Source organism: Nostoc sp. (assembly GCF_036917095.1).
Classification (GTDB): domain Bacteria; phylum Cyanobacteriota; class Cyanobacteriia; order Cyanobacteriales; family Nostocaceae; genus Nostoc.
In genome coordinates, this window is the sequence record NZ_JBALFH010000015.1 from 73,942 (window position 1) to 89,486 (window position 15,545).

General features: G+C 38.9%; 22 protein-coding genes. 10 read left to right on the top strand and 12 right to left on the bottom strand.

Annotation, left to right across the window (positions count from 1 at the left end; all coding sequences use genetic code 11):
* The first annotated feature begins 691 nt into the window (after positions 1-691).
* A complete protein-coding gene (locus V7L01_RS04435; RefSeq protein ID WP_335032298.1) occupies positions 692-1,042 on the top strand; it encodes a hypothetical protein in 351 nt (116 codons plus the stop codon).
* A gap of 172 nt (positions 1,043-1,214) precedes the next feature.
* Here V7L01_RS04435 and V7L01_RS04440 read toward each other — a convergent pair whose 3' ends face one another.
* Genes V7L01_RS04440 through V7L01_RS04455 form a run of 4 tightly spaced genes read right to left on the bottom strand, consistent with a single transcriptional unit; the run spans position 1,215 to position 4,607 of the window.
* Positions 1,215-2,486: an MFS transporter gene (locus V7L01_RS04440; RefSeq protein ID WP_335032300.1), complete on the bottom strand. Its 1,272-nt coding sequence runs from the start codon at positions 2,484-2,486 to the stop codon at positions 1,215-1,217.
* Positions 2,452-2,925, bottom strand: coding sequence for a MarR family winged helix-turn-helix transcriptional regulator (locus tag V7L01_RS04445; RefSeq protein WP_012410989.1), 474 nt, complete (start codon positions 2,923-2,925; stop codon positions 2,452-2,454). The genes V7L01_RS04440 and V7L01_RS04445 overlap by 35 nt, the downstream gene beginning before the upstream one ends.
* Positions 2,926-2,944: 19 nt before the next feature.
* Complete coding sequence (locus V7L01_RS04450) at positions 2,945-3,799, bottom strand: ABC transporter permease (protein ID WP_335032302.1); 855 nt, start codon at positions 3,797-3,799, stop codon at positions 2,945-2,947.
* On the bottom strand, positions 3,756-4,607 hold the full coding sequence (locus V7L01_RS04455) for an ABC transporter ATP-binding protein (protein WP_335032304.1): 852 nt from the start codon (positions 4,605-4,607) through the stop codon (positions 3,756-3,758). The genes V7L01_RS04450 and V7L01_RS04455 overlap by 44 nt, the downstream gene beginning before the upstream one ends.
* Positions 4,608-4,815: 208 nt before the next feature.
* Between V7L01_RS04455 and V7L01_RS35315 the strand changes: the two genes are divergently transcribed.
* The 3 genes from V7L01_RS35315 to V7L01_RS04460 are packed head-to-tail and all read left to right on the top strand — an operon-like array spanning position 4,816 to position 5,249.
* Positions 4,816-4,911 carry a DUF6888 family protein gene (locus V7L01_RS35315; protein WP_442936934.1) on the top strand — a complete coding sequence of 32 codons (96 nt, stop codon included), beginning with the start codon at positions 4,816-4,818 and terminating at the stop codon, positions 4,909-4,911.
* A gap of 16 nt (positions 4,912-4,927) precedes the next feature.
* Positions 4,928-5,008 (top strand): hypothetical protein, encoded by an 81-nt coding sequence (locus V7L01_RS35320; protein ID WP_442936942.1) that lies wholly within the window; start codon positions 4,928-4,930, stop codon positions 5,006-5,008.
* Positions 4,995-5,249: a DUF6887 family protein gene (locus tag V7L01_RS04460; RefSeq protein WP_335032306.1), complete on the top strand. Its 255-nt coding sequence runs from the start codon at positions 4,995-4,997 to the stop codon at positions 5,247-5,249. The genes V7L01_RS35320 and V7L01_RS04460 overlap by 14 nt, the downstream gene beginning before the upstream one ends.
* 39 nt (positions 5,250-5,288) lie before the next feature.
* On the opposite strand, the gene V7L01_RS04465 is transcribed toward V7L01_RS04460, so the two are convergent.
* Genes V7L01_RS04465 through V7L01_RS04475 form a run of 3 tightly spaced genes read right to left on the bottom strand, consistent with a single transcriptional unit; the run spans position 5,289 to position 6,019 of the window.
* Entirely contained in the window at positions 5,289-5,576 is a 288-nt protein-coding gene (locus tag V7L01_RS04465) for a DUF3368 domain-containing protein (protein WP_335032308.1), read from the bottom strand.
* 30 nt (positions 5,577-5,606) lie between these two features.
* Positions 5,607-5,777: a hypothetical protein gene (locus V7L01_RS04470; protein ID WP_335032310.1), complete on the bottom strand. Its 171-nt coding sequence runs from the start codon at positions 5,775-5,777 to the stop codon at positions 5,607-5,609.
* On the bottom strand, positions 5,774-6,019 hold the full coding sequence (locus V7L01_RS04475; protein ID WP_335032312.1) for a UPF0175 family protein: 246 nt from the start codon (positions 6,017-6,019) through the stop codon (positions 5,774-5,776). Before V7L01_RS04475 ends, V7L01_RS04470 begins: the two co-directional genes overlap by 4 nt.
* Positions 6,020-6,461: 442 nt before the next feature.
* Here V7L01_RS04475 and V7L01_RS04480 point away from each other — a divergent pair, with 442 nt between their 5' ends.
* The 3 genes from V7L01_RS04480 (at position 6,462) to V7L01_RS04490 (ending at position 7,904) form a co-directional block, all read left to right on the top strand.
* The gene (locus tag V7L01_RS04480) at positions 6,462-7,103 is read left to right on the top strand and encodes a hypothetical protein (protein WP_335032314.1); all 642 of its coding nucleotides are present in this window, start codon (positions 6,462-6,464) and stop codon (positions 7,101-7,103) included.
* Complete coding sequence (locus V7L01_RS04485; RefSeq protein WP_335032316.1) at positions 7,100-7,552, top strand: hypothetical protein; 453 nt, start codon at positions 7,100-7,102, stop codon at positions 7,550-7,552. Before V7L01_RS04480 ends, V7L01_RS04485 begins: the two co-directional genes overlap by 4 nt.
* Before the next feature lie 103 nt (positions 7,553-7,655).
* Positions 7,656-7,904 (top strand): DUF4926 domain-containing protein, encoded by a 249-nt coding sequence (locus V7L01_RS04490; protein ID WP_335032318.1) that lies wholly within the window; start codon positions 7,656-7,658, stop codon positions 7,902-7,904.
* A 79-nt stretch (positions 7,905-7,983) separates the two neighbouring features.
* On the opposite strand, the gene V7L01_RS04495 is transcribed toward V7L01_RS04490, so the two are convergent.
* Both V7L01_RS04495 and V7L01_RS04500 read right to left on the bottom strand, forming a co-directional pair.
* Complete coding sequence (locus tag V7L01_RS04495; RefSeq protein ID WP_335032320.1) at positions 7,984-9,654, bottom strand: ABC transporter ATP-binding protein; 1,671 nt, start codon at positions 9,652-9,654, stop codon at positions 7,984-7,986.
* Between the two features lie 311 nt (positions 9,655-9,965).
* Positions 9,966-10,253 (bottom strand): hypothetical protein, encoded by a 288-nt coding sequence (locus tag V7L01_RS04500; protein ID WP_335032322.1) that lies wholly within the window; start codon positions 10,251-10,253, stop codon positions 9,966-9,968.
* A 567-nt stretch (positions 10,254-10,820) separates the two neighbouring features.
* Between V7L01_RS04500 and V7L01_RS04505 the strand changes: the two genes are divergently transcribed.
* The gene (locus tag V7L01_RS04505) at positions 10,821-11,129 is read left to right on the top strand and encodes a hypothetical protein (RefSeq protein WP_335032324.1); all 309 of its coding nucleotides are present in this window, start codon (positions 10,821-10,823) and stop codon (positions 11,127-11,129) included.
* Positions 11,130-11,444: 315 nt separating this feature from the next.
* Here the strand turns inward: V7L01_RS04505 and V7L01_RS04510 are convergent, their stop codons facing one another.
* A complete protein-coding gene (locus V7L01_RS04510) occupies positions 11,445-11,654 on the bottom strand; it encodes a hypothetical protein (protein WP_335032326.1) in 210 nt (69 codons plus the stop codon).
* Positions 11,655-12,096: 442 nt separating this feature from the next.
* Here V7L01_RS04510 and V7L01_RS04515 point away from each other — a divergent pair, with 442 nt between their 5' ends.
* Positions 12,097-12,408 carry a hypothetical protein gene (locus V7L01_RS04515; protein WP_335032328.1) on the top strand — a complete coding sequence of 104 codons (312 nt, stop codon included), beginning with the start codon at positions 12,097-12,099 and terminating at the stop codon, positions 12,406-12,408.
* Between the two features lie 330 nt (positions 12,409-12,738).
* On the opposite strand, the gene V7L01_RS04520 is transcribed toward V7L01_RS04515, so the two are convergent.
* Positions 12,739-13,860 carry a hypothetical protein gene (locus tag V7L01_RS04520; RefSeq protein WP_335032330.1) on the bottom strand — a complete coding sequence of 374 codons (1,122 nt, stop codon included), beginning with the start codon at positions 13,858-13,860 and terminating at the stop codon, positions 12,739-12,741.
* A 550-nt stretch (positions 13,861-14,410) separates the two neighbouring features.
* Here V7L01_RS04520 and trxA point away from each other — a divergent pair.
* Positions 14,411-14,764 (top strand): thioredoxin, encoded by a 354-nt coding sequence (gene trxA / locus V7L01_RS04525; RefSeq protein ID WP_335032332.1) that lies wholly within the window; start codon positions 14,411-14,413, stop codon positions 14,762-14,764.
* Between the two features lie 143 nt (positions 14,765-14,907).
* On the opposite strand, the gene V7L01_RS04530 is transcribed toward trxA, so the two are convergent.
* A complete protein-coding gene (locus V7L01_RS04530; RefSeq protein ID WP_335032334.1) occupies positions 14,908-15,441 on the bottom strand; it encodes a dihydrofolate reductase family protein in 534 nt (177 codons plus the stop codon).
* Positions 15,442-15,545 lie beyond the last annotated feature (104 nt).

A 15,545-nucleotide genomic window follows, 5' to 3' on the forward strand; every position in this document is an offset into this window, starting at 1 on the left:
ATTTTGCGTTTAAATGACAGTCTGTCAAATATTGCCGACTGTAATTCATTACTCAATTAAATCAATAAAGAACTCCTGCAACACATTACTAGGAGTGTTTCCAGTCTATTTTGTCGCCCGTCAGAATCTTCTATATCCCAATCGACAGCGTAATATGTGTGCGATACCTGGATGTAACTCTTGAAGTTAACTCATTCCACAGCTACGAAAACATCGCTTGTATGACGACATCTCCCGCGATCGCTCATTTTCTTGAGACTTTGGAGGCGAGCGGCTATTCCAGACACCCTTCTTGTTGGAATGGGATTCCCGCCGATTTTCGTTGAAATTTTTAAAATAGCATTTCTGTCTTTTTACTGATGATGTCCATTTGTCAAGGCCGATTTCTACTAATTTTAATGAGCTTACCCAGCAAATTTCAGTAGTAAAAGTATCTAAAGATTTGACACAAGCATCTAAAGATTTTTCATTGTAAAAAAAAGTTAATTTTTATATCTTTGTATGCAGAGCTAGTGATAATTACAACTTTTTTTGTCACTAAATTTCAGTGAAATACTCTTTTATTCAGTTAGAAAACTTCAAGATTAGTAATTAAAAAAACAAGAAAAAAGTCAAAAAGGAAGCTTAATTGTGCTTTATTGACATTTCTTGATTACGCAAAATTTATGTCCTAATAGGAGGATTAACTCTAATGGCATTGGATGCAAATTCTTTTTCTGGCAAAGCTCCTGATAGTCTTCAGCCTGGTAATCTTACCGATCCGTTCGCACCTGGCGGCGCGTTTGGTATCCCAACGGCTGACACCTTCGACTTTGCTAAGTATGGAATTCCAAAAGAAGGCAGCTTCGACTTTGCTAAGTATGGAATTCCACAAGAAGGCAGCTTTAGTTTGGGTAGCTCTGTAATTCCAAAAGAAGGCAGTTTCGACTTTGCTAAGTATGGAATTCCCCAAGAAGGCGGCTTCGACCTTGCTAAGTATGGAATTCCACAAGAAGGCAATATACCAAATTTTGGTACTGGTAGCGGCGGTTTACCTGCTTAGTTTCAATTCCATAGCTTTAAGGGCGAATTGAAGTTAGGAATTATCCCAAAAATCTGGGTTTTTCTATCTTTTAATAACGCTATGTACAACTTTCGCTAAACAGAAATCCCACCTGATGCAAAGACTAACATATTCTGATTGTTATCTCTTGCTGGGGTGGGACAAATATTATCTATTGATTATATTCTTGCAAAGCCCCTAACTTACGAATTCCTGGCCAAATCATTGCTGTAGCAATCACCACCACAATTGTGCCAATCCCACCACCCACAACTGAAATCACTGGGCCAAATAAAGCCGCAGTCAAACCTGACTCAAACCCCCCTAATTCATTCGAGGCACTAATAAACACGCTATTAATAGCAGCAACTCGACCACGCAAATGATCTGGTGTTCTGATTTGAACTAATGTATGGCGAATCACAACGCTAATACTATCTAGTGCGCCACCAAGGATCAGCATCAACATAGATAGCCAAAAGGAACGAGAAAGTCCAAAGATAATTGTTACAATCCCAAAGCCAACTACTGACCACAATAAGGCTGGGCCTGCTTTGCGTAACGGTGGTAAATACGCCAGGGTAATCGCCATAGTCAAAGCACCGATGGAGTGACCTGCTTGTAGATATCCCAATTCCACTGGCCCCACATGTAAAATATCTTTGGCAAAGATCGGGAGGAGCGCGATCGCACCACCCAACAATACAGCAAACATATCTAATGTAATCGCTGCTAAAATCAACTGATTCTGCCAAACAAATTTAGCACCAGCTGCAAGTGCTTTAAATGAAATTGGTTCGGTTGAGCGAATACTTTTTTGCTCTTTGATCGCTAGCGTTAAAATAAAACACAGTAAAGCTGCGATCGCTGCTAATACATAAACTCCTGTAGCACTTCCCAACAGCGCAATCCCAAATCCTCCGAAGGCTGGGCCAATAACTGCGGCTAACTGAAAGCTACTACTATTCCAAGTAGCTGCATTGGTAAAAGCGCTGACAGGTATTAATTGCCACATCAGAGCATCACTGGCAGGTTTGAGAAATGCCCTCGCTACACCTGTTAATACTAAGCAGGCGTAAATTAGAAAAACTGCACCCTGAGTATAGGAAAGTACCGCTAAAGCTAGGGAGCAGAGGGCTAGCAATATTACCGAGAGTAACATGGTGAGTTTGCGATCGCGGCGATCGGCAACATCTCCGGCAATTAAGGTGAGAACAATCATCGGTAGGACTTGCGCCAGTCCCACACCACCTAAAGCGATCGCTGAGTTAGTCCGTTCATAGAGTTCCCAGCCGATGGCTACAGTTTGCATTTGCGACCCCACGAACAGCACCAGCCGTCCAATGGTAAATAGCCGATAGTCTCGAAACTTAAAGGCTGCAAAGGGATCGTGTTGTGCAACCTCAAAGTTATGGGGCTTTGAGTTCTGTTTTCTCGAAGACATTTTTTAGTAGAGTTAAGCCTTCTTCAATGTTGGAAATTTGGTCTTCTGAAAGACCTTTCAGCAGATCGGTAATATGAGCGCGAGTTTGATCTTGGGATTGCTTAAGATGATGTTTTCCATCTTCAGTTAAATTGAGCAGCACCCGCCGCCGCTCTTGAGGATGAGCAATCCGTTTCACAAAGTCGCGTTGTACCAAGCGTTCTATAGTTGCTGATGCCGTGGCAGAGGTGACACCTAAATGCTCTGCTAAGTCAGATAATGAAGCACCAGGATTACGGTTGATAAATGCTAGCGATCGCAATTGAGGTATAGATAAAAAAGCGGCACTATGGGCACGCATATCCGCTCGGATAAACCGCATCACTAATGGAACTGTCTCCATTACTCTAGCGGCACATTCTTCGGAAGTTGCACCTTGATTAGGTTTATCCAAGGTCATGGGCTTGTTGTTCTCCTAGTTACATGGCCACCCGTGGATAAAGTTTTCCACCAATGATGGCCAAAATTATTAATGTGAATAAGAGAATTGTACAATCCAGACCAAAGCCATAGATGCTAGTGCCATTCAACAGCATGGTGCTACGTAACCCGTCAACCAGATAAGTCAACGGATTTAAATGGGAAATGAACTTTAACCAACTGGGCATCAAAGAAATTGGATAGATGGCATTGCTCGCAAAAAATAACGGCATGGTTAACAATTGTCCAATACCCGTCATCCTTTCTCGGCTTTTCACCAAACAGCCAATAATTAATGAAAAAATACAAAATGTTCCCGCCCCCATTATGACTAGCAGCAGTACTTGCAGAATAGCTAGGGGATGAAGATTTAGTTTGACACCTAATAAAAATGACAATCCGTAAATGAATATTACCTGAGATAAGCAGCGTACCCCACATGCTAAACCTTTGCCCAACACCATCGCTACACGGGGTGTAGGACTAGCTAAAAATTTATGTACAATCCCTAAATCTCGCTCCCAGATTAGCGTCATTCCACCACTGAAAATTGCCACAAACAAAATACTCTGAGCCAGAATGCCAGCAGAAATAAAGTCTAAATAGGGTAAGTTTCCTGTTGGAATCGCGCGAGTTCGGGAGAAAACTTGTCCAAAAATCAACAGCCATAAAGCTGGTTGTACAGCCCGAACGACTAAATCAGTGGGATCGTGGCGGAGTTTACGTATTTCTAATTCTGCGATCGCCAGGGTTTTTGTAATTAGCTCTTTAATTGCAGAGATCAAATTTACTCGGACAGTGGGTGGTGCTTTAACCCAACCGTTGAGCAGTACGTCTGGTTCTCGCTGTGTCACGGTAGTTGACTCCTGATGTTAACTGGTCGCCTGTATAGTGAATAAAGACATCATCCAAAGTTGCATTTGGGTTATCTAAAGAAGCTTTTAAGTCGTTTGGTGTACCTGTAGTAACGACTTCACCTTGCTGCATAATTGCCACCCGGTTACATAAGCTATCTGCTTCTTCTAAAAAGTGGGTTGTTAAAAATATAGTTGTGCCGTAATCAGCACAGAGTTGTAATACAAGCTGCCATACTTGAGTTCGAGCGATGGGATCTAATCCAACAGTCGGCTCATCAAGAAACAAAATTTGGGGTTGATGTAGAACTGATATGCCAATTTCCAGCTTGCGAATCATCCCACCAGAGTAGTTTCTTACCAAGCGTTTTGCCGCATCTTGCAAACCCATGTATTCTAAAATTTCATAGATGCGGCGATCGCGTCCTTTGGCAGGTATTCCATACAGCTTGGCAAAAATTAAGAGATTTTCGTAACCCGTGAGGCTACCATCAGCAGAGAGCGCCTGGGGTACATAGCCGATAGCCCGTCTCACAGGATTAGATTGACGAGCCACGTCATAGCCAGCTAAGGTTGCTTTCCCTGCACTGATAGGCAGCAAGGTTGTCAACATTTTAATAACTGTACTTTTTCCTGCTCCATTGGGCCCAAGCAGGCCAAACACTTCGCCCTGTTCTACAGATATGCTCAGGTTATTAACAGCCGTTAACTTGCCAAAACGGCGTGTGAGTCCCTGAGTTTGCAAAATCAAAGGTTTAGGTTCGCTAGGAGGTTCTAACCGATTTATTTTTCCCGTCAGTATTGTCACAAGTTTGATGCACCTACATTACTTAGTGAATCTAACTATTAGCTTCTCAATATAATTACCAGAAGTCAATAGACTTCTGGCATAAATTTGAATCAGAGTAAAAAGAAACTCAGTAGAGTGGCGGTGAGGTTCTTGATGAGCGAAGTATCCCTGACAAATTAAACGCAAAGACTTGCTAAGATAGCCAATAGGTGAGGAAATGTTCAGAATGCCTACTCCTGCCCAGCTAGAGAGTCTATACCGCATCGCCTATCAACTGACTTATGTTATGCTTCAGCCGATACATCTAGTTTGTGTGTGTTGATAATCGCACTCGCAATGTGTATTTATTAGCTGGTTATAGCGAAGAACTGGAGTTTCAAATTCTACCCAACGGGGAGTTTGCTGATGAGCCGCGTTAACTATGATGCAATGTCTAATGCCGAGTTGAGAGAGTATTTTCTCAAACATCGTAAAGATGAAGCTGCATTTCAGGCGTACTTAAACAGAATTAACCAACGTCCACTCAGAATTATTGCATCTCTTAACGACCCTGATTTTGATGAAAAGGTTCAGATCGCTATTCGTCAAAAGTTAGAAGCTGCAAGAAATGGTAGCAACCAGCCGTTTAACACAGCATTGGAGCCGAAAAACCAAGATTGATCTGTGAAATTGATTTGTATTATTGTAGAGTATCAAAAACTAATTTTCATTAACAAGCTGCAAAACCCTCTTGTATAAAGGTTCCGCTACCCAGAATCCTGCTTGGTTAATCAGAGCATCTAACAAAGGTTTCACAGCAGAAATCAGCCTTTGACTTTTAGCTTCAACCAAGATCCCTAAAATCCCTGTGTAACCAAGATTTAGCCTAGCTGCAACCAAGCGGCCACGACGTTCATCAATTAAAACTCGATCTGCTTTCATTTCCAGCGCTAGAGCAATGGCTTCAGCTTCACCAATATCCAGTTCATTGCTGAGTGCTTCAACCAATGTTCGATCTTGAACTGGACGAGTTTGAATTCAGATAAAAGTTTGGACTTCAATTGCACCTGCAACTGGAAAGTTGGGATCGGTTAGTTCTCGGTAGACAGCTTCAGGAATTAGGACTGTTCCATAAAGCTGTTGTAGTAAATGAAGATGGTTAATGGCGGCGAGGTTATTAATGGGTGAAGTATCACTGACAATAATCACAGTCTACCGATCGCCCGCAAGTTTTCTATATCTTGTTCAAAATCCTCGACCCCATAATGCACTGAAATTTGACGACTTGCGAGTAGATGCTGAAATGCTATACGATTCATACCTGCAAACCGACTGGCTTGAGCTAGGGTTAACTTTTCTTTTTGAAAAAGCATCACCGCAATTTCCTGCTTCATTTCGCCTTCAGTCATCCGAGTTGCGGTTAATATTTCATTAGGAATGACGACGTTCATAATTACAATCCTTTCTATCACTACTATTCTAAGCAGCTTGGGCATCGCCAAGTGATAATCAGGTAAATTTCCAGTCAGTATTTAAATCATTAGCAGGGTAAGTACCTTGGCGGCTACTTGTCCTAGACCGTCAAAACCCAGAACTCCGACGCGGATAGGTTGGTTTATTGGTTGTGTATTCGGGAGCATCCAGTTTTGGCAGATAGTCTTTTTTAGACAACCCATATAGTGGGGTTTATGGCACTAAATAATTATGTTTCTTCCAAAAGTGGATGCACCCGTGTATTCATAGTGATTTTACTGTGGCTGATAGCTGTAAAGGTTAACTATGCTTTATTTTTCTAGGTGATGAGGATGAAGGATAGTTTTTTTACTGGGAAATTCCAAGAAGCGCGATATGTAATAACTTAAACCTTTAATATAGCAGTATTAATAATTAAGTATGACAATTTACACACCTGGAGGAATGCCAATCAGCTTCCCGATGAGCTATGCTTTTAGCTTACTCGCAAGACTTTATCCGAAGTATCGTCCACATAAGGTTTTAAAGATAGCTGAAGGTATGGATAAAGCGCCTGAAGCTATTGCATATCTTTTGGGATTTATATTATTTGCAGTGCAAATTTCACCCATTATAATTTTTATAAATGTTCTCATTTTCCCAGCAATTATGCGTGGAATGCATATTAGGAGTAAATATATTGATTATGTCGTGAATTTAGGTATGATATTCAACTCTATTGGGACATTTGGAATAATTTCGATAGGACTTACTGTGTTTGGATGGTACTCAGTAGGATGGCAAGGCTTAGTAGCATTTTTGTGTGCAAGGTTCTTTGGAGGATTTATCAATAGTATTCTTGAGGCACAAGAAAAGAATCGAATCAGAGTCTTAGCAAAAGTCAACTATAACGAGTTTGATAGATGTTTTATAGACGCATATCGATTTTGTGCAAATAAGATTGGTGTAACTATCGATTTATCAGTTTCTGAGCAGGAGTTAGCGAGTAATAGTTGGCAGATTATCCACAGCGATTATTCTCATCAAAACCCTATTTTGTTTAAAATGAAAGATTTTGCATGAATGATTTTATTTTAGTGATGGAGATATTTATGACTATTCTTTCAGGGGTATTTGTATTCATTTTATCACAATTAATACTCAAGTTTATTATCGAGCCTATTCAAGAATTTAGAAAAACTGTAGCCGATATCGCTTTTGCTTTAATCGAATATGCAAATATTTATTCAAATCCAGGATATGCTGGCAATGAGCTTGAAAATAAAGCCTCACAAGACTTAAGGAAACTCTCATCACGTCTGAATGCTCAAATTTATTTGATACCAGGTTATAGAACTATTTCAAACCTATTTAAATTACCTTCAAAAACTAATCTGATAGAAGCTCCCAGTGAACTAATTGGTCTTTCAAATGGTGTTTTCAAGTCGCCAATTGATTTGGTAAATACTAATTTAGAGAGAGCTAAAAAAATTCGTATTATACTTGGAATTTATGACCCAAAAAGTGATTAAGTAAAAAGTGTAACGATTCGCCGCGCTTGGATTATCGAAAATGCTTCTAATACCCCAAGATTAACAACCTGCTATCCTCTGTAATATCTGGAAGTGAGACAAGATGAATAAAAGTAGAATTGAGTTGCTGGATGTAGTAGCACTGACAGATGATCTGCCTGAATACAACCTGTACCGTGGTCAAGTTGGCACAGTAGTAGAATTATTAGCTGGTGGTGCTGCTTTTGAAGTAGAATTTAGCGATCGCTCTGGTCGCACTTATGAATCTGTTGGTTTACGCCCAGAGCAAATTATGGTGTTACATTTTGAGCCAGCATCCCCTGATTCAGTACGATCAATGGTGACAGCATAAGTGGTTTTGCCCAGAGCGATCGCAGCTAGAAAGCTCTTTGCACAAAAGCCTCTTTTACAATATCAGCATATAAAGGATGTCACGCGCGTGCTAGTAACGGAGCAGCAGCTAGTAATGTTTTGGTATAAGGGTGCTGAGGATTAGCAAAAATACTTTTTGTCAGACCGAGTTCGACAATTTTACCGCCATTCATCACAGCAATACGATCGCACAAAAATCGAGCTAACCAAAGGTCATGAGTGATGAATAGATAAGTTAAATCAAACTCTTCCTTTAATTGCAACATCAAATCCAGCACTTGCGATTGGACGCTGGCATCTAACATACTCACTGGTTCATCGCAGATCAAAAGTTTCGGGTGAGTAATCAAAGCACGAGCGATCGCAACTCGTTGTTGTTGTCCACCAGACAAATCTGATGGATAACGCTCATAATACACTTCTGGCGGTGTTAATCCAACTTTCTCTAACATCCACAAAACCTGTTCTTTTGCCTTAACGGGATCGGCAAGATTGTGGATAAATAAAGGGTCAGCGATACTTTGCCCCACTGTCATCGCTGGATTGAGACAAGCATGAGGGTCTTGAAAAACCATTTGTATTTGTCGCCGTGAGGAGCGAATTTCTTGACGCGACAGTTTAGTTAAATCCTGTCCTAAAAACTCAACTTTGCCACTAGTGGGACGAATTAATTGTAAGATTGTTCGTGATAGCGTACTTTTACCACAACCTGATTCTCCGACTAAACCAAGAATTTCTCCTGAATAAAGATCCAGGTTGATACCATCTACTGCTTTAATTGTCTGCGTTTGTGTCTTAAACAGCCGTTCGATAAAGTTAGGCTCTATGGTGTAGTGTTGCTTGAGTTCTGTGACACTCAAAATTGGGGATTTCTGATTAATAATCGGTAATTGCTTTTCTCCATCATTGGCAATTATTAATTCTCCACTATCAGTTACCGCTTGAATGTGTAAAGCTGCTTTTAAGAGCGATCGCGTGTATTCATGTTGAGGGTGTCTAAATACAGTTTCTGTAGAACCCATTTCCACCATCTTGCCGTTGTACATAACGCCAATGCGATCGCAATACTCAGCCACCATTGCTAAATCGTGAGAAATCAGCAGCAGTCCCATGTTTTCTTCACCGCACAGGCGAGTTAATTCTTTTAATATCTGCGCCGAAACGGTGACATCTAAACTAGTGGTGGGTTCATCGGCAACAATTAACTTGGGGTTGAGGAGTAAAGCTAAAGCGATCGCCACCCGTTGGCGCATTCCACCACTAAACTCATGGGGATACTGATTCCAGCGACTAGCTGGAATATTCACCTTTGCCAAGGTAGCAAGTGCTTTTTCTTTGGCTTGCCGCGTCGATAATTCTGGTGAGTGCGCCTGAAGGGTTTCGATACAATGCTTACCAATCGTCATCAGCGGATCGAGGCGTGTCATGGGATCTTGAAAAACTAGTGCGATCGCCTCTCCTCGAAACTTCCGCAACTGGTTAGGCATCAAGTCAAACACCGACTGTCCTTGAAATATCACCCGTCCCTCAACACGACTAGAGGCTGGTAGTAAACGCATTACTGCCCGTCCTATAGTTGACTTCCCGCAACCCGATTCTCCCACCAATCCCATTCTTTCACCAGGTTGCAAGGTGAAAGATACATCATCAACCGCCCAGCTTGCTTCTTCTCCACTCCGCCCAGGATAGGCAACTCGCAGATTTTCGATACAGAATAAGGCTTCACTCATAATTAGTTATCAGCCCTGAGCTACCAGTTTTTATAATTTCAAATTTAAGATAGTCTATCAGATTAGTATTAAACCTTGGTTGTGCGAACATCTTTATTGTACTTAGCGTAGGCGTAGCCTCTCTTGAGGACAGTTCTATCTACAACAGAGACGTTGAGGTTGGATTAACCTAATGCATCTATTGCTAACCAGCCCAAAGCCAGGTACACCTGTGCTAATTCTTTATGATACTGATTTATACTGCTTGCCTCAAGTTTTATCAATTAATCTAGAAGACAAGGAAGTATTTTTACTATTGAGCTAATTAATGTTCATAATTCTTGATGGCGATCGCTTGTGCCTTGCTCAGTTTCTAGTAGTCGTGAAATAAGCACATCTGGTTTTCTACTAATAACAGATTTAACTTTATCAATAGCAATTACTTCACTGATTTTTACAGCCATTTCCCAGAGAGTATCCTCTTCTGTATCTTTATTGTAAGTTCTATGTTTAAACCATAACAAATCATCGCAAACTCCAATAATTGTGGCGAAATACCACTTTTCTCGTATCAGTATCCAGATTTCTTGTTCTAAGTAGGTCTGTAGAAGAGATTTCACAATGACTAAGATAATAAAAAGATTGTGCTACATAGTAAGTAAGTATTAACAAATGAGACAACAGTTAAAATACTGATATATTTTAGTGCAAAAGATATTTAGCTAGGTTAACAACTAGTAAGCATAAAGTATCTATAGACTGTGGTTAAGACAATAGCTAAGTTGATAATTTTCTTAATTCGGTAAATACTGCCTGTATAAAATACAATTTTATGATTTAGTATTTGCGGCTACAGACGGAAGTTTCTACTACAGCCTTATCACTGAGTAGTTTCGATACTATTCCCCAAGTAGTAACTTAGGTGACGCATTCCCAAGGGTGAAATAGCGTACCCGCCCAACCTAGCAGCACTGTTTCCTTATGAGAACCTTGGATAAGATAAGTTATACCAATTTAATGTGAAGTTGCACATATATTGATCCCCCTAAATCCCCCTTAAAAAGGGGGACTTTGAATTATTCACCCATTTGTAGGAGGTAATTAAGAATCTAATAAGTGTAATTTACTTATAATCAGACCAATACAAAATGGTTTGAAGCAGCATTCACGCAACAGATGTATCAATCATGTTGAACCTGATATTTACCGGATGTATAAAAATCAAACCCTTGGTAGTTTCAACAGCTTTTTTGCTGGCTCTACAGACTTCTGCCAATGCTCAACAAGCCTTCCCTAATTTGACTCCAGCACAAGCTCAACATTTATCCCGTGACTTGGTTCCATATAATTCTCAAGACTTTTTTAGGCAAGGAAAAAATTCGATTGAGAGAGAAATTCAAATTCTTAGGCAAAGAGAAGTGCGCCCAATTAAGCCTGTTCTTAAGATTGATTTAGTACCGCAGATAAAAAGACCAACAAGCCAGCAAAAATCCTAACATCTTAATCTAAGGTAAGAATTATCATCTTTGTATGACACCTTAGATTGCTACTTCTTCTACTGTTAATTCTTGAGCTATAGTACTTGTACCAATTCTGTATTAAGATGCGCTAAAGCATATTGCAACTGAAGTATAAGAAAGAAAAACGCAGACGCAAAGGGCGCAAAGAAAGAAAAAGCCAATAAAATTTGGCGTAGCCTCACAAAGAAATGGTATTAGACCACACGCACAGGCATCACAAAGACTATGCTCTGCTTCTTTAGAAGAAAGCTTTTGTGTTTTTAATAGCCTTTGCAACACAATTTAACAATCTTATTCGTCTAGCAAACTCATCAACGCCTGAATTTCAACGTCTTGCGGCTCTGACAATTGACACTGTAAGTTTAATAATTCATTCTGTAATGCTTCTGCTACATAGAGCATATTAGACTCTTGTGCAATTTTTAGCTGATTTTCTTTAATTTTGATTTGTTTAAGCAAGTTCTTTTCAAGATGAATTGAATTGTAATGTTGAGCAATCATAGCTTTACATTTCTTCTCAATCTATAGAGGACAATTAATTTTATCACCTATGTATTATTCCACACTTCTCTCATTTTTTAAATAACTGGTGATTTAATTTTCGTTAGTCGTAGTGTCTATGGGTATGGCGTTTTTTCTCGCCTGAGTCGTTTGGTTTCTCTTTTTTGGAGTCTTTAATGCTATTTTGCTCAATCCTCGTAAGCAGGGTATTTTTAACGACAAATACTCAAACAAGGAAACTGGATAGTTTTTTTCACAAATTTATTCTCAATAGTTTGGGAATATGGCTTAATATAATACACGATGTCCAGATTTTTCTAGACTTTTACAAAAATGGAAATCATGATAGTAAGATTGGGTTAGTTAGGGAGAATTTTAGATAACATACATTAGCTTGTTACTTCACCTTTTGTAGATATGCTAAACATTTTTTGTGAACAGTATGAACTTAAAGCCTATAAAGAGAAACATTTTTGCCGTTGTAAAGATTATATCTACAATGCTTATAACAAGCGCAATTGGATTGGAATCGTGGAATATTTATGCAGTAATAACTAATAGTAATTTACCAAGCAGCCTTAATCCAATTTTTTGGATTGAGCGTTTTGCTCTGATGAGTCATTTTATCGAAAGTATTATAGCAGCTTTTTATGCATCTTCTAGAAAAAAGATGCCAATAAAATATGCTACTTATACTTTTTTTGTAGGCACAATTGGATTGTTAGAATTATTCGATCGAGAGAATGACTATTGACGATTTTAGGCTTTGAAGGTGTAAGATTTTTAGATTATGTAGGTTGGTAGGGTGGAATAATACTTACTTAAGCAAAAGCTATTGCCCATATCTCCGGCTTATTAAAGAAGTCGGGGATCTACATCCGCACTTCTACCCTCTGAACGGTCATGAGAAACAAGACTATCTGCTATTATTTTAATATCATATTGCATACTGCTAAGTCTGCTAAAACTACTATTTACTTCTTGAATATCTGTAAATAATTTTATAAGATAAAAACATAAACCTACAAAAATTAATAGTAAGCAGAGGTCATTAATAATCAAGTAATTTATTGGAAGCCTCCGATTAAAATCCAAGTTCAGCAAACACCTCTGGAGAGAACATATCCCACAATACCTGGAAATATGGCATTAAAGTTTCAGCTTCTTGAGGAGTCAAGCTAATGTCTATTTCTTGTCTTAGCAAATGTAGCATTTGGCGGACTAGTTCCCACTGCACATTTAATCTAGGATAGAGCATTACACATAAAGGAAACAACTCATCTAGGATGGCTCCACAGCTTGTTTCTAAAGCACATACCCACAGGTATATTTGAAACATTTCTACATCCCGAATACTAGAAGTCTTAACTATTGGATTACTTAATCCACCAGACATTGATTTATAATTTGGATAAAGTTCAATTACTCTTTGGCAAATTCTTTGAGCAATTTGTGTACTAATTGGTAGTAACTTTTGCACTGCGGATAATGCTACAGAATCAAAATCATGATTAGCTGCTGCTTCATAAGCACGTTGCAGTGGCATATATAAATGATCGTCAATAACTTTAAAGTATGTACTAATAAGTGATTGCTCTATTGGCTCAAGTGATTCTATGAGCATTTGGCTTGTGTAATGAAACTGCATACTTACAAAGCCAATAACTCTAGGATCATGACTTGTGTATTTCTTTCTGAGCTTTCCTATATCCGCACCAATTACTGTAGCTAGTTTGCTAGGAGTCACTTGTTCTGTATAAACATCTAATGACTGTTGATAAAGCGGATTCTCTGAGTCAACCAGGTTCCTTACCAAAGAAAGAGGTTGCGATGTTGTTTGTTGAGTATAGACATCCAAAGCTTTTTGGTAAATGTTAAAAGAATCTCCTGCGATTTCCCACGGATTAATTAGATTTAAGTCTATGCTATGTTGTTTAATTTCTTTTGATAATAATCCCTCAGTTTTATTCCAGGCTCTAGCACTAACACTTCGCAAAGAGTTTAATACTTTTTGAGCAGTTGCGTTTCGTCCTTCTAGTGATACTATCTCTGATAAATTAGGTATTTCTATTTTTTCTGTTTTATCAGTATCAACCTTGAGATTACCTATATATTTTTTTGCCCATTGTTGTGCTAAAGATTCAACGACTGTCTTATTTTCTTCATTAGAAATTGATTTTAAATGATTTACTGGAGACTCTTTCATAATAGCCATTAACTTAATGTACCCTGAAAAAGATGCTAATGTTATATATTTTAACAGTCATTAATTTAAGTAAAATAGTTTTTATACAAAAATTAAATATTTTTATGTATGACTCTTTTAGTATTAATGTATATATTTGACATATCAAATAAAGAATTAAATAAATATTTTTTATTAACAAGTATTATTACTGAAATAAATAGGAAAAATATAAATATATAGATACGAAAGCACCAAACTATGTAAAGATAAATAAATACAGAAAATGATAAATATAGAACTGTTTGATTTGGAGAATGACTATTGACGCTTCCACGCCTTGAAGGTGTGAGATTTTTTTGGATTAGATCGGTTGGTAGGGTGCGATCGCAATATCATAATGCGCCCTACGTATAAAACTTGTATATTATTAAATATAGGCTACTCAGCAAAAGCCAGTTGCGGGGGTTTCCTAATGTAGGTGACTAGTGAATCTGACAGGCAGAAGGGAGTATAGTTTGTATAGTTAGCTTTTTGCTGAAATTTTAGTTTGACACAAAGGAATTAAAAAATGTCTACTGATACTGACATAGTTACTTACGTTCAAGAAAGTGAATTTGATGCTGTTTTAACTGAAAGTGAAGAGAAAGTTGTTGTTGTTGATTTTACTGCTACTTGGTGTGGCCCCTGTCGCCTGGTTAGTCCGTTAATGGATCAACTTGCCCAGGAATACAAAGGTCGTGCCAAAGTGGTTAAGGTAGACGTTGACAGCAACAAGCCGATTTTCAAAAAATTCGGTCTTCGCAGTATCCCAGCGGTTTTAATTTTCAAAGATGGTACTTTAGCAGAAACCATTGTGGGAGTTTCTCCTTACGAAGACTTCAGCAACGCTGTTCAGAAGCTTCTTGAAGTTGTTTCAACCTAATTCGGAATTCATCGTTAAAAAGGCTTTATACCCGATGTCTAATAACGTCAGTAACGTTTCAGGTGGAGTTTAAATTCCCCGAAGTTCCGAGCCTCAAAAGCCGATCCTCGGACTTCTCACCACTTGAAGCATAATGATGAATTTTAAACCTTTACTTTTCGCCTATAATGTGCCTGAAGTAATCCAGTGGGATATTGTTGTGAGCTAATCAGCTCTAATTTTTCTTCAGGGGTAGGCGGTGGGAAAAGCTGTATACCACCACCTAAGATAGTTGGAATAATTGAAATAATATATTCGTCAATCAAGCTGTGCTGAAGAAACGAATTGATTAATGCTCCGCCACCAACTAGCCAGATATTTTCAAAACCTTGAGCCTCTATATTTGCTAACGCCTGTTTTACTGTGTCACAAACAAACACAATGTCCTCACGGTCAGATTGCAGATTGCGATGGGTGAAAACGAAGGATTTTTTTTCTGGATAAGGCCATTCATCAAAACCAAGCCCTACTTCATACGTCTTGCTGCCCAAGACAATAGCATCAATCGAGTCGTAGAAAGCAGCATAACCGTAGTCTTCTCCTTCTGTATCAAGGATTGATAGCCAATCAATTCCGCCATCGCTGCGAGCAATGTAGCCATCCAAACTAGCTGCTATGTAGAGTGTAACTTTCGTCATTGCGCTTCTGAATTTGGTAGTTTTCACTCAATTAGTACAAGCGATGCCTACGGCAACGCGAAGCGCGAACGCAGGCTTATTTCTTTTAAAGTATTTTAGCCATA

Coding starts and splice junctions, on each gene's coding strand:
- V7L01_RS04435 (WP_335032298.1), top strand. CDS start 692: ATGGCATTGGATGCAAATTCTTTTTCTGGCAAAGCTCCTGATAGTCTT.
- V7L01_RS04440 (WP_335032300.1), bottom strand. CDS start 2,486: ATGTCTTCGAGAAAACAGAACTCAAAGCCCCATAACTTTGAGGTTGCA.
- V7L01_RS04445 (WP_012410989.1), bottom strand. CDS start 2,925: ATGACCTTGGATAAACCTAATCAAGGTGCAACTTCCGAAGAATGTGCC.
- V7L01_RS35315 (WP_442936934.1), top strand. CDS start 4,816: ATGCCTACTCCTGCCCAGCTAGAGAGTCTATACCGCATCGCCTATCAA.
- V7L01_RS04460 (WP_335032306.1), top strand. CDS start 4,995: ATGAGCCGCGTTAACTATGATGCAATGTCTAATGCCGAGTTGAGAGAG.
- V7L01_RS04475 (WP_335032312.1), bottom strand. CDS start 6,019: ATGAACGTCGTCATTCCTAATGAAATATTAACCGCAACTCGGATGACT.
- V7L01_RS04480 (WP_335032314.1), top strand. CDS start 6,462: ATGACAATTTACACACCTGGAGGAATGCCAATCAGCTTCCCGATGAGC.
- V7L01_RS04485 (WP_335032316.1), top strand. CDS start 7,100: ATGAATGATTTTATTTTAGTGATGGAGATATTTATGACTATTCTTTCA.
- V7L01_RS04490 (WP_335032318.1), top strand. CDS start 7,656: ATGAATAAAAGTAGAATTGAGTTGCTGGATGTAGTAGCACTGACAGAT.
- V7L01_RS04495 (WP_335032320.1), bottom strand. CDS start 9,654: ATGAGTGAAGCCTTATTCTGTATCGAAAATCTGCGAGTTGCCTATCCT.
- V7L01_RS04505 (WP_335032324.1), top strand. CDS start 10,821: ATGTTGAACCTGATATTTACCGGATGTATAAAAATCAAACCCTTGGTA.
- V7L01_RS04510 (WP_335032326.1), bottom strand. CDS start 11,654: ATGATTGCTCAACATTACAATTCAATTCATCTTGAAAAGAACTTGCTT.
- V7L01_RS04515 (WP_335032328.1), top strand. CDS start 12,097: ATGAACTTAAAGCCTATAAAGAGAAACATTTTTGCCGTTGTAAAGATT.
- V7L01_RS04520 (WP_335032330.1), bottom strand. CDS start 13,860: ATGAAAGAGTCTCCAGTAAATCATTTAAAATCAATTTCTAATGAAGAA.
- trxA (WP_335032332.1), top strand. CDS start 14,411: ATGTCTACTGATACTGACATAGTTACTTACGTTCAAGAAAGTGAATTT.
- V7L01_RS04530 (WP_335032334.1), bottom strand. CDS start 15,441: ATGACGAAAGTTACACTCTACATAGCAGCTAGTTTGGATGGCTACATT.